A 12,292-nucleotide genomic window follows, 5' to 3' on the forward strand; every position below is an offset into this window, starting at 1 on the left:
CAGCGCCTGTCCGCACCTTCGCCACGCCCGGAAGGAGAAACCCATGGGACAGCGTACGCCTCTGTATGACCTTCATCTCGCCCTCGGCGCGAAGATGGTCGATTTTGGCGGTTGGGATATGCCTCTGCATTACGGCTCGCAGGTCGAGGAACACCATCAGGTGCGCCGCGATTGCGGGGTTTTCGATGTATCCCACATGACCGTGATCGATGTTGACGGCCCCCAGGCCAAGGCCTGGCTTCAGTATTTACTGGCCAATGACGTCGAGCGTCTGCACAGCCCCGGCCGTGCCTTGTACAGCGCCATGCTCAACGAGCACGGCGGCATCGTCGACGACATGATCGTCTACCGCCTCGAGGATGGTTATCGCCTGGTGGTGAACGCCTCCACCCGCAATCAGGACCTGGCCTGGATGCAAGCTCATCTCGGCGACTTCGATGTGCGGCTCAACGAGCGCTCCGAGCTGGCGATGCTGGCCATTCAAGGGCCTCACGCCCGGCACAAGATTGCCGAACTGGTGACTCAGTCCCGTGGCACGCTGATTCAGCAGCTCAAATATTTCGAAGGTCAGACTGACGGTGACTGGTTCATCGCGCGCACCGGTTACACCGGTGAGGATGGTCTGGAAATCGTGCTGCCCGCCGATCAGGCACCGGGCTTTTTCAACGATCTGGTGGGCGCGGGTATTTCCCCGATCGGCCTTGGCGCGCGCGATACCTTGCGTGTTGAAGCTGGCATGAACCTCTACGGTCAGGACATTCATCAAGAAGTCTCGCCATTGGCCTCCAACATGGCCTGGAGCATTGCCTGGGAACCGGCCACGCGTCAGTTCATTGGCCGCACTGCCCTGGAAGCCGAACAGGCCAATGACGTACAGCACAAACTGGTGGGTCTGGTCCTTGAAGAGCGTGGGGTTTTACGCGCGCATCAGGTGGTTCGCATCGCCGATGTTGGCGAAGGGGAGATCACCAGTGGTAGTTTCTCTCCTACGCTTAGCAAGTCGATTGCACTGGCGCGCGTGCCGGTGGCCACCGCCGACCGCGCCGAAGTGGAAATCCGTGGCAAGTGGTACCCGGTTCGAGTGGTCAAACCGACCTTCGTACGCCACGGCAAAACCTTGATCTAACTTTTTTTGGCGGGCAATGACCGCTGACATTTTTCTTGAGGACACAGAACATGAGCGAAATCCCTGTCGACCTGCGTTTTGCCGAAAGTCACGAATGGGCCCGTCTAGACCATGATGGCGGCGTGAAAGTGGGTATTTCAGACCATGCTCAGGAAGCCTTGGGTGACGTAGTGTTCGTTGAGCTGCCGGAAATCGGCAAAGTGTTCGCTGCCGGCGAGGCTGCGGGTGTCGTCGAGTCGGTCAAGGCTGCCTCCGATATCTACTCGCCAGTTTCCGGCACAGTCATTGCCGTCAACGAAGAGTTGGCCAACAACCCTGAACTGGTCAACAGCGCGCCTTATGACAGCTGGTTCTTCAAACTCGAGCCAAGCGATACCTCTGAGTTGGACAATCTGCTGCTCGATGCAGGTGCCTACAAGGCCGCCATCGGCGAGTAATTCATGTGGGAGCGAGCCTGCTCGCGAAAGCGGTGTGTCAGTAAACATTTATGCCAACTGACACGCCCACTTCGCGAGCAGGCTCGCTCCCACAGGTTCTACGGCTTTAGAACGGTTTTCACAGCGGCCACCGAACGCTCGACATCCGCTTTATCCATGGCCGTGAACATCGGCAGCGAGACGATCAGTCGTCCGACCCGTTCGGCTACCGGGAACATGCCTTCCTTGAACCCGCGTTCGCGGTAAAGACTCAGCAGGTGGATTGGCGGGTAGTGATAGCCGATACCGACTCCCAGTGCCTGCATCTGCTCCATGAAAGTAGCCCGTGCCGGTTTGTCATCCTGGCGCTCCGGGAGCACCAGCTGGAACAAATGCCAATTGCTGTTCGCGAAATCCGCCGGGGGCAGTTGAGCCCCGTATTGCGCTTCGAAGTCCTCGCCAAAACAGGCGAAATAATGTTTGGCCAGCTCACGACGATGAGCGGTGATCGCCTCGATGTGGGCAAATTGCCCCAGGCCAATGGCTGCCGCGACATCAGTCATGTTGAACTTGCCGCCCAGCACGTCAACGTCCAGCCCATCGAAACCGCTGCGGGTGACGCCCTGCAACCGGTACTTTTCCGCTAACCGCACTTCCTCGGCATTGTTCAGCACCAGGCAACCCCCCTCTGAGCAGGTGATGTTCTTGTTCGCCTGGAAACTGAAGGACACGAAATCGCCAGTCGCACCGATTCGCTGCCCGTTCCAGCTTGAACCCAAGGCTTGGGCTGCATCTTCCAGCACTCGTAAACCGTGCTTCTTTGCCAGCGCGTAAAGGCGTGTCATGTCCACGGGCAGTCCCGCGAGAAACACCGGGATGATGGCTTTGGTGCGCGGGGTAATCGCAGCTTCAAGCTGCGCCAGGTCGATATTGCGGGTGACCGGGTCGATATCGGCAAACACTGGCGTAGCGCCAACTTCCAGAATCACGTTGGCGGTGGCCACCCAGGAAATCGGCGTGGTGATCACTTCATCGCCCGCTCCGACTCCGGCAATGCGCAATGCGATCTCCATGGTACAGGTGCCGGAATTGAACGTACGCACCGGGCGCCCGCCAAAATATTCCGAGAGTTGCGCTTCAAAATCCTGCACCTTGGGGCCGCTGGTAATCCAGCCCGAGCGCAGTACATCGCTGACAGCAGCAATCGTGGCTTCATCAATGACGGGTTTGGAGAAGGGCAGGAAAGACAGTTGGCTCATAAATGTGGATACCCGGTCAGCGAACGTTTGTAGGCGCCGAGCATGATGATCCGGATTGACCAACGGCGCCACGCCATCGGTGCGGGTATCGACTGCTATGCTGGTTTGACCGCATTGCATCGACGCCGAGCGCCAGTCAAGAGAGAGCCCGTCATGTCCCAGTTGCCGTCCTTGAGCCAGTTACGCGACCCCAATACCTTCCTGCGCCGCCATCTGGGCCCCGATGCCGCCGAGCAGCAGGCGATGCTCGACAGCCTTGGTCTTGGCAGCCGGGTCGAGCTGATCGAGCAGACGGTGCCGCCGGGAATCCGCCTCAACCGGCCACTGGACTTGCCACCGGCCCTCGACGAAGAAGCCGCGCTGGCCAAGCTGCGGGGCTACGCCGAGCAGAACCAGGTCTGGACCAGCCTGATCGGCATGGGATACCACGGCACCCTCACGCCGGCCGTCATCCTGCGCAACGTGCTGGAAAATCCCGGTTGGTACACCGCCTATACGCCCTATCAACCAGAGATCGCTCAAGGCCGGCTCGAAGCGTTGCTGAATTTCCAGCAGCTGACCATCGACCTGACTGGCCTGGAACTGGCCAACGCCTCGCTGCTGGATGAAGCCACGGCGGCAGCCGAGGCCATGGCACTGGCCAAGCGCGTGGCCAAATCCAGAAGTAACCTGTTTTTCGTCGATGAGAATTGCCATCCGCAGACCATTTCCGTGGTGCGGACCCGGGCCGAAGGGTTCGGTTTTGAATTGATCGTCGACGCTGTGGATAACTTGAAACAGCACCAGGTATTCGGCGCGCTACTGCAATATCCCGACACCCACGGTGAAGTGCGCGATCTGCGCCCATTGATCGATCATCTGCATGCCCAGCAAGCCTTGGCTTGTGTGGCGACCGATCTGCTAAGCCTGCTGTTGCTGACCCCGCCGGGGGAGCTGGGCGCTGACGTGGTGTTCGGTTCGTCCCAGCGCTTCGGCGTGCCCATGGGTTACGGCGGTCCCCACGCGGCTTTTTTTGCCAGTCGCGACGAATACAAACGGGCGATTCCCGGGCGGATCATCGGCGTGTCGAAAGATGCTCGCGGCAATGTCGCCCTGCGCATGGCCCTGCAAACCCGCGAGCAACATATCCGCCGGGAGAAGGCCAACTCCAACATCTGTACCGCCCAGGTGCTGCTGGCCAATATCGCCAGTTTCTACGCGGTCTACCACGGCCCGGAAGGGCTCAAACGGATTGCCCAACGCGTCCATCGGCTGACCTGCATCCTCGCTGTCGGCCTGGAGCGTCATGGGATCATTCGTCTCAACCAACATTTCTTCGACACTCTGACCCTGGAGGTCGGTGGCACTCAGACCGCGATCATCGAAAGTGCCCAGGCGGCGCAGATCAACTTGCGTATTCTCGGCCGTGGACAACTGGGGCTGAGCCTCGACGAAACCTGTGACGAAACCACCGTGGCGAAGCTGTTCGATGTGTTTCTCGGTGCCGATCATGGGCTCAACGTCGACGAACTGGACGCTGAAACCCTGGTGTCCGGTATTCCTGCCGGGTTGCAGCGCAGTACGCCTTATCTGCGTCATCCGGTGTTCAACGCTCATCACAGCGAAACCGAAATACTGCGTTACCTCAAGCAATTGGAAAACAAAGACCTGGCGCTCAACCAATCGATGATCCCGCTGGGCTCCTGCACCATGAAGCTCAATGCCACCAGCGAGATGATCCCCATCACCTGGCCGCAGTTCGCCAACCTGCATCCGTTCGTGCCGACAGAGCAGGTGGTGGGTTATTCCTTGATGATCGCGGAACTGGAGCGCTGGCTCTGCGCGATCACCGGTTTCGATGCGATCTGCATGCAGCCCAACTCGGGCGCTCAGGGCGAATACGCTGGTTTGTTGGCGATCCGCAAATACCACGAGAGCCGCCATCAGGGCGCGCGGGATATCTGCCTGATCCCGTCCTCGGCCCACGGCACCAATCCGGCTTCGGCGCAAATGGCCGGGATGCGGGTGGTGATCGTCGAGTGCGACGAGGGAGGTAATGTCGATCTGGATGATCTGAAGGAAAAGGCCACGGAGGCGGGGGACAAACTCGCCTGCCTGATGGCGACCTATCCGTCGACTCACGGGGTCTACGAGGAAGGCATCAGTGAAATCTGTGAAGTTATCCACAGCCATGGCGGTCAGGTGTACATGGATGGCGCCAACCTTAATGCGCAGGTTGGATTGGCACGGCCGGCAGACATCGGTGCCGACGTGTCGCACATGAACCTGCACAAAACCTTCTGCATTCCCCACGGCGGTGGCGGACCGGGGATGGGCCCGATCGGTGTTCGGGCGCACCTGGCACCGTTTGTTGCCAATCACCCGGTAGTGCCAATCGATGGCCCGCTGCCGGAAAACGGCGCAGTGAGCGCGGCACCTTGGGGCAGTGCAAGCATTCTGCCCATCAGCTGGATGTACATCGCGATGATGGGGCCGCAACTGGCGGATGCGAGCGAGGTGGCGATTCTCGCCGCGAATTACCTGGCGCAGCATTTGGCCGGCGCATTTCCAGTGCTCTACACCGGGCGCAACGAGCGAGTGGCCCACGAGTGCATTCTCGACTTGCGACCGCTCAAGGCGCAGACCGGCATCAGTGAAGAGGACGTTGCCAAACGCCTGATGGACTATGGCTTCCATGCGCCAACCATGTCATTCCCGGTGCCGGGGACGTTGATGGTCGAACCGACCGAGAGTGAATCGAAGGCGGAGCTGGACCGTTTTATCGGCGCGATGCTGAGTATCCGCGCGGAAATCACCGAGGTGCAGAACGGCAACTGGCCGGCAGAGGACAACCCGCTGAAACGCTCACCGCATACCTTGGCCGACATCACCGGGGTTTGGGAGCGGCCGTACAGCATCGAGCGGGCGGTGACGCCGGATGCTCACACCAAGGCCCATAAGTACTGGCCGGTGGTGAACCGTGTGGACAATGTCTACGGTGACCGCAATCTGTTTTGCGCGTGTGTGCCGGTGGATGAATATCGCTGAAATCACTGTCCCCTGTAGGAGCGAGGCTTGCCCGCGAAAGCGATTTAACATTCAACATTTATGTCGACTGATTCACCGCTTTCGCGGGCAAGCCTCGCTCCTACAGGTATCGCACGCAAAAAAATGCCGCTCATGTGAGCGGCATTTTTTGTTAAGCAACGAACCTTATTTCGAGGCGATGGCATTCTTCGCCAGGATGGCGTTCGCCAGTTCCATGTCCGTGGCTTGCAGGCCAGGATTGTCGGCACGAACTTTCTGCATGGCGGCTTCCAGATAGGGGCCGCGAATGGCGCCGTCACTGGCGACAAAGCTTCCGGCGTCATCCTGGGCGGCAACGACCAACTTGTGATCCCTGGAGGTCAGGTAGGAGGTACCGGTGGTGGCACCGGAAGTAAGAACGTTACGCAAAAAGCTGTCATCAGCCATCGCCGAACCGACTTGAAGGGACAACACGGCGAAGGTAGCGACAGCAAGTTTGAGACGCATAAAAGGTGACTCCACTGGGTTTTAACTGCGGGCTTTGATTGCCAATAACCCAATCGAGTTCCGTGACGTTAGTCGGCTCGCTCCACCAGTAGAATCGCCCCTTGCTGCCCGATCACCCGAACACGGCTGCCGGATGCGGTGTCAGGCCCTCGGGCCATCCACACGCCATCGGCGACCTTGATCTTGCCGCGGCCGTCGACAATCGCTTCGCTGACCACGAACACCTTGCCGATCAGCTCTTGCCCTCGCAGGTTCAGATTCGGCTGATCGCTGGCCCGTACCACGCTGCGCTGACGTCTCCACCAGTACAGGGCGGTGAGGATTGAAAAGACCGCAAACAACAACACCTGCAATTCCCAGGGCAAGCCCGGTATCACGAAGGTCAGCACGCCGACGGCAGCGGCTGCCATGCCAATCCATAGCAGATAACCACCGGCCCCGAACACCTCGAGGATCAGCAGCAGCGTGCCCAGGGCCAACCAGCTCCAGAACGAAAACAGCTCCATGGGCACCGGCCTCAGCCTTTCTTGCTGTCGAACGTGGCTTTGACGATTTCGCCAATGCCGCCGACTGCGCCGATCATCGAACTGGCCTCGAGCGGCATCAGGATCACTTTGCTGTTGTTGGCCGAGGCCAGTTTGCCCAAGGCATCGATGTACTTCTGCGCAACGAAGTAATTGACCGCCTGCACGTTACCGCCGGCGATGGCTTCGGACACCACTTTGGTGGCTTGGGCTTCGGCTTGGGCCTGACGCTCCCGGGCCTCGGCTTCGAGGAACGCCGCCTGACGGCTACCTTCGGCTTCCAGAATTTGTGCCTGCTTTTTGCCTTCGGCGGTGAGGATCGCCGAGGCGCGCAAACCTTCGGCCTCAAGAATCTGTGCGCGTTTGATCCGCTCGGCTTTCATCTGCCCGGACATGGCGGCCATCAGGTCGGCGGGAGGGCTGATGTCCTTGATCTCGATCCGGGTGATCTTGATGCCCCACGGCGCCGTGGCTTCATCAACGGTGCGCAGCAGTTTTTCGTTGATGTTGTCGCGTTGACTGAGCATCGCGTCCAGCTCCATGGAGCCAAGCACGGTACGGATATTGGTTTGCAGCAGATTGCGAATGGCGTGTTCGAGGTTGTTCACCTCGTAGGCGGCCTGGGCGGTGTTGACCACCTGGAAGAAGCACACGGCGTCGATTTGCACGGTGGCGTTGTCGGCGGTGATGACTTCCTGAGGCGGGATGTCCAGCACGCTTTCCATCACGTTGATCTTGCGACCGATGCGGTCCATCACCGGAATGATGATGTTCAAGCCTGGTTTGAGGGTGTTGGTGTAACGGCCGAAACGTTCGACCGTCCATTCAAAACCCTGAGGCACCACTTTGAAGCCCATGAAAAGAATGGCTACGGTCAGTGCGACGAAAAGACTTAGTGCAATACCCATAACGGTCCCTGTCCAGTCTGGTGGAGTTGCGATGAGCAGAGTGTAGGGCAAAAGGCTCGTACGCGACTTGGAGGGGCCAGGAACTATGGCTGATACCAGTCAGTTGAGAAGTTTGAGCGACGAAAATCCTGTAGGAGCGAGGCTTGCCCGCGAAGAACGATGACGCGTAATACCTGAAAAACCGCGGTGCATTCTTCGCGGGCAAGCCGCGCTCCCACAGGTTATGCGTCTTGACTTACCGGCCTTGGGGGCTGTTTATTTCTGCTCACTCTGCGGCGTCACTCGCAACACCTCTTCGATCGTGGTCAAACCCGCCGCCACTTTCTGCGCACCGGACAGCCGCAAACTGCGCATACCTTCCTTGAAGGCCTGACGCCGGACCGCGAGCAAATCGGTATCGGGGTTGATCAGCGCTTTGATGCCGTCAGTCAGCTGCATGATTTCGTACACCCCGGCGCGGCCGCGATAGCCGGTTTCGCGGCATTCCAGGCAACCGATGGCGCGTTGTGCGTTACCCGGCAGTGGCGCTTGCCAAGGCCGGGTCAGGGTTTGCCAGTCGTCCTCGCCCAGGGTCAGCGGTGCCTTGCAATGCGGGCAAAGGGTCCGGACCAGACGCTGAGCCATGACCCCGAGCACCGTGGCCTTGATCAGGTAATGCGGCACGCCGAGTTCCAGCAGGCGGCTGATGGCGCTCGGGGCGTCGTTGGTGTGCAACGTCGACAGCACCAAATGGCCAGTGAGTGCGGCCTGAATCGCCATCTCGGCGGTTTCGAGGTCGCGGATCTCGCCGATCATGATGATGTCGGGGTCTTGGCGCATCAGCGCGCGCACGCCGGCGGCAAAGGTCAGGTCGATGTTGTGCTGGACCTGCATCTGATTGAACGCCGGTTCGACCATTTCGATCGGGTCTTCAATGGTGCAGAGGTTGACCTCCGGCGTCGCCAGTTTCTTCAGGGTGGTGTACAGCGTGGTGGTCTTGCCTGACCCGGTCGGCCCGGTCACCAGAATGATGCCATTGGGCTGGCGGGTCATGTCTTGCCAGCGACGCAGGTCATCGGCGGAAAAACCCAGCTGATCGAAGTCCTTGAGCAGCACTTCCGGGTCGAAGATCCGCATGACCATCTTCTCGCCGAACGCCGTCGGCAATGTCGACAGTCGCAGCTCGACTTCGCCGCCATCCGGGGTTTTGGTTTTTACCCGGCCGTCCTGGGGTTTGCGTTTTTCCGCGACGTTCATCCGCCCCAGGCTTTTCAGGCGGCTGACGATGGCCATGGTCACCTGCGGCGGGAACTGATAGACGTTGTGCAGCACGCCGTCGATGCGAAAGCGCACCGTGCCTTGCTCGCGCCGGGGTTCGATGTGGATATCGCTGGCCCGTTGCTGGAACGCGTACTGGAACAGCCAATCGACGATGTTGACGATGTGCGCATCGTTGGCGTCCGGCTCCTGGTCGCTGGCGCCGAGGTTGAGCAACTGTTCGAAGTTGCCCAGGGTGCTTATTTGTTGATCAGCGTTGGTGGCGCCGGTGACCGATTTGGCCAGGCGGAAAAACTCCACGCTGAAGCGCTGGATGTCCACGGGGTTGGCCACCACGCGCTTGATTGGCAGCTTCAACACGTGGGTCAAATCGGCTTCCCAGCTGCTGACGAAGGGCTGGGCGCTGGCCACGGTGACGGCGTCGCGGTCGATAGACACGGCCAGAATCTTGTGGCGTTGGGCGAAGGCATAGGACATCAACGGCGTGATGGCAGCGACGTTGATTTTCAGTGGATCGATGCGCAAGTAAGGCTGACCGGCCTGCTGAGACAGCCAGAGCGTCAGGCTTTCCAGATCGAGGTGTTTGCCGGGACGGCTGAGGTCGTCCAGATGTTGGCTGGCGATGAACTCCAGCGGGTGCTGCTGACCATTTATGGCGTGACGGCGGCGGGCGTTGAGCGCGTGTTCGGCCGAATCCTGGCTGATAAAGCCTTGGGCGACCAATTCACGCAGCAAATCATTGAGGTCCAGCCAGCGGTCCTGAGTGGCGAGTTGAACGGACATGCGGGCTCCTTTTGAACAACCGTTCGCAAAGGATAGTCGCGCACCTGTAGACCGTTGGGCCACTACCCGACCAAGGCATGTCGTTTCTTTTCAGCCTGCCGCCTGAGCCGGCTCTTCCCACGCAGAATCAGCCGCTTGCAGGTTCACCGAGCAGACGCTGATCAGGTTACGTAATTTTTCCGCGATCACTTGAGCACGGTGCCAGCTCAGGCCGTCCATGACGATATCGACCGACAGCAGATCGTCCATGCGCTGCACGTTCACCTGTTGCGGCGTCAGGAACTGCAAGGCGAAAAGATTGAGCGCCCGACACAGCAGATCCGGCTCGGCCTCGGCCAGTAATTGATAGTGAACGCGGCAGTGGGCGTTGCTGACGTTCCAGACATCGGCACGGGCGGGCGGGGTGTTCACGGCTTCTAAAGGCGGCATGGTCGGGCTCCAAAATCACTGGAGGAATTTTTACATTCGGTGCCGGGCATTTCTTATCGATGATTGGGCTTATTGATCATTTATCGAATAGATCAATTCGATTTAGTACTCACTATAGGTTTTTCTATGCATAGCGAGCTGGATGGCTACGACCGCAAGATTCTCGCGTTGCTGCAAGAGGACGCTTCGCTCTCCAGCGCGCAGATCGCCGAACAGGTGGGGCTCTCGCAGTCGCCGTGCTGGCGGCGGATTCAACGGATGAAGGAGGAGGGGATCATTCGTGGTCAGGTGACATTGCTCGACCGCAAGAAAATCGGCCTGAACACGCAGATCTTCGCCGAGATCAAACTCAACGCCCACGGACGTTCGAACTTCACCGAGTTCACCGAGGCGATTCGCGGTTTTCCCGAAGTGCTGGAATGTTATGTGCTGATGGGGTCGGTGGATTTCTTGCTGAGGATCGTCACGGCGGACATTGAGGCTTATGAGCGCTTCTTCTTCGAGAAGCTGTCGATGGTGCCGGGGATTCAGGAGGTCAACTCGATCGTGGCTTTGTCCGAAATCAAATCCACGACGAGTTTGCCGGTGTTGCGGGGGTAGAAATTTATAGCGCTTGTGCGGGCCTCTTCGCGGGCAAGCCTCGCTCCTACAAGGGCAGCATGATCTCTTGTAGGAGCGAGGCTTGCCCGCGAAGGCGATTTTACAGACGCAGCAAAGTCTTCCAGGCACGATTCTGATACACCGCGATCGCCTGGTGCTTGCGCGCATCCAGCAATTCATCGGTGATCGGCTCGTTGGCCAGTTGCGTCAGTTTGTTCAACTCACCATACAGGCGATCCATTTCCGGGATCTCCAGTACGCCGCGGGCATGGTGCAGCCAAGCCTGGATGCGCTCGATACGCGGCAGTTGCTCGGCCAAGTCTTCCGGCTGTTGCTGGTAACGCTGCAATTGCAGCGAGTTGGCTTCTTCGCCCAGCATGCGCGGCAGCCAGCTGCCCAGTTGTGCAGCGCCCTGGCGATTACCGCGGGTGTTGCGATCGGCGGCCCAGGTGCGAGCCAGCAACCAGCGCGAAGTGTTCAGGGAGAACAGGCCCCAGCGCACGTCTTCCAGCTCTTCGAGGAATTGCTCCGGCGCGGCTTTGCGCACGTCTTCGTCGTCCAGGCCGGCTTGTACCAGCGGGCGCCAGTCTTCCAGCAGGGCATCCAGCGCGACCCGCAGATCGTGAGTCGACTGACGCGGTGCGGCCTGACCGAGGCTGCTGATCAACGCGCGCATTTCAGCGAGGTTCTCGACCCAGTCCTGCAGCAGGCGCCAGTGGCCATTGAAGCGATACTGCTCGGCCAGACGCTGGCTGCTGCTCAGCAAATGCCAGCTCAGGGCGGCGAACGCATCGTCCAGCGGCATTTCGGCGGTGATCTGCGGTGACGGCAAGCTCAGCGAGTAGCTATTGGCGTCGAACAGGCGATAACCGCGTTCGGCCTTGCTGATGTCACATGGCATCAGCGCCAGTGTCGCAGCCAGTTCGGCGGCCAGTTCCAGCAGCGCGGCCGGTTCGCCTTCGCGCAGTTCCAGTTCCAGCTCGCAGATTTCTTCTTTCTGCTTGCCGACCACCACGTGGCCCAGGTCCAGCGCGGCTTCGATGACCACTTTGGTCTTGCCACGGCCCCAGGCGATTTCCGCGCGTTCGCGCACGAAATCGGTGGTGAAGATGGCTTTCAGGGTTTTCTTGTCCAGCTCGGCCAGCTCTTCGGGCCAGCATTCACCGTCGAGTTTCTTCACGTCGAGCTTGGCTTTGGGCAAATTCCAGTCGTACTCGTGACGCTCGGACAGACCGGCGACGCTCTGGCCACGGGTCTTGAGGGTCTGAATCACTTCTTCGCCATCGCGGCGCAGGCGCAGGGCAACCTTGGCGCGGGCCAGGTCGCGCTCAGGCGTGTCGAAGTACTGATTCATCAACTCACGGCGTTCCCAGCCACTTTTGTTGCGTTTTTTCAGTAGCGGGTGCTCGCGCAGGGCGGCGAGGGTTTCGCGGCTGACGCGGAGTTTGATTTCGGTTTCTTTCTGCATGGCCGGAAA

The 12,292-nt window shown here is 59.6% G+C and carries 11 protein-coding genes; 4 read left to right on the forward strand and 7 right to left on the reverse strand.

The window, feature by feature from the left end:
* The first annotated feature begins 43 nt into the window (after window positions 1-43).
* Both gcvT and gcvH read left to right on the forward strand, forming a co-directional pair.
* A complete protein-coding gene (gene gcvT, locus PMI30_RS07600) occupies window positions 44-1,126 on the forward strand; it encodes a glycine cleavage system aminomethyltransferase GcvT (protein ID WP_008012550.1) in 1,083 nt (360 codons plus the stop codon).
* A gap of 50 nt (window positions 1,127-1,176) precedes the next feature.
* Window positions 1,177-1,563: a glycine cleavage system protein GcvH gene (gcvH, locus tag PMI30_RS07595; RefSeq protein ID WP_008012551.1), complete on the forward strand. Its 387-nt coding sequence runs from the start codon at window positions 1,177-1,179 to the stop codon at window positions 1,561-1,563.
* A gap of 98 nt (window positions 1,564-1,661) precedes the next feature.
* Here the strand turns inward: gcvH and PMI30_RS07590 are convergent, their stop codons facing one another.
* Window positions 1,662-2,801 (reverse strand): DegT/DnrJ/EryC1/StrS family aminotransferase, encoded by a 1,140-nt coding sequence (locus tag PMI30_RS07590; RefSeq protein WP_032835876.1) that lies wholly within the window; start codon window positions 2,799-2,801, stop codon window positions 1,662-1,664.
* 153 nt (window positions 2,802-2,954) lie between these two features.
* Between PMI30_RS07590 and gcvP the strand changes: the two genes are divergently transcribed.
* Window positions 2,955-5,828, forward strand: a complete 2,874-nt coding sequence (gene gcvP, locus PMI30_RS07585) for an aminomethyl-transferring glycine dehydrogenase (protein WP_008012555.1) — start codon at window positions 2,955-2,957, stop codon at window positions 5,826-5,828.
* Between the two features lie 165 nt (window positions 5,829-5,993).
* Here the strand turns inward: gcvP and PMI30_RS07580 are convergent, their stop codons facing one another.
* The 5 genes from PMI30_RS07580 to PMI30_RS07560 all read right to left on the reverse strand — a co-directional run bounded on the left by PMI30_RS07580 (window position 5,994) and on the right by PMI30_RS07560 (window position 10,215).
* Window positions 5,994-6,314, reverse strand: coding sequence for a DUF2388 domain-containing protein (locus PMI30_RS07580; RefSeq protein ID WP_007899427.1), 321 nt, complete (start codon window positions 6,312-6,314; stop codon window positions 5,994-5,996).
* Between the two features lie 68 nt (window positions 6,315-6,382).
* Complete coding sequence (locus tag PMI30_RS07575; RefSeq protein ID WP_008012557.1) at window positions 6,383-6,820, reverse strand: NfeD family protein; 438 nt, start codon at window positions 6,818-6,820, stop codon at window positions 6,383-6,385.
* An 11-nt stretch (window positions 6,821-6,831) separates the two neighbouring features.
* Window positions 6,832-7,746: an SPFH domain-containing protein gene (locus PMI30_RS07570; protein ID WP_008012560.1), complete on the reverse strand. Its 915-nt coding sequence runs from the start codon at window positions 7,744-7,746 to the stop codon at window positions 6,832-6,834.
* A 255-nt stretch (window positions 7,747-8,001) separates the two neighbouring features.
* Entirely contained in the window at window positions 8,002-9,786 is a 1,785-nt protein-coding gene (locus tag PMI30_RS07565) for a GspE/PulE family protein (RefSeq protein ID WP_008012563.1), read from the reverse strand.
* A gap of 90 nt (window positions 9,787-9,876) precedes the next feature.
* Complete coding sequence (locus PMI30_RS07560; protein ID WP_008012564.1) at window positions 9,877-10,215, reverse strand: hypothetical protein; 339 nt, start codon at window positions 10,213-10,215, stop codon at window positions 9,877-9,879.
* 126 nt (window positions 10,216-10,341) lie between these two features.
* On the opposite strand from PMI30_RS07560, the gene PMI30_RS07555 reads away from it, so the two are divergent.
* A complete protein-coding gene (locus PMI30_RS07555) occupies window positions 10,342-10,815 on the forward strand; it encodes an Lrp/AsnC family transcriptional regulator (protein WP_008012567.1) in 474 nt (157 codons plus the stop codon).
* Window positions 10,816-10,915: 100 nt separating this feature from the next.
* Here PMI30_RS07555 and PMI30_RS07550 read toward each other — a convergent pair whose 3' ends face one another.
* On the reverse strand, window positions 10,916-12,283 hold the full coding sequence (locus PMI30_RS07550) for a CYTH domain-containing protein (protein ID WP_008012569.1): 1,368 nt from the start codon (window positions 12,281-12,283) through the stop codon (window positions 10,916-10,918).
* Between the last annotated feature and the right edge of the window lie 9 nt (window positions 12,284-12,292).

Source organism: Pseudomonas sp. GM50 (assembly GCF_000282375.1).
Classification (GTDB): Bacteria; Pseudomonadota; Gammaproteobacteria; order Pseudomonadales; family Pseudomonadaceae; genus Aquipseudomonas.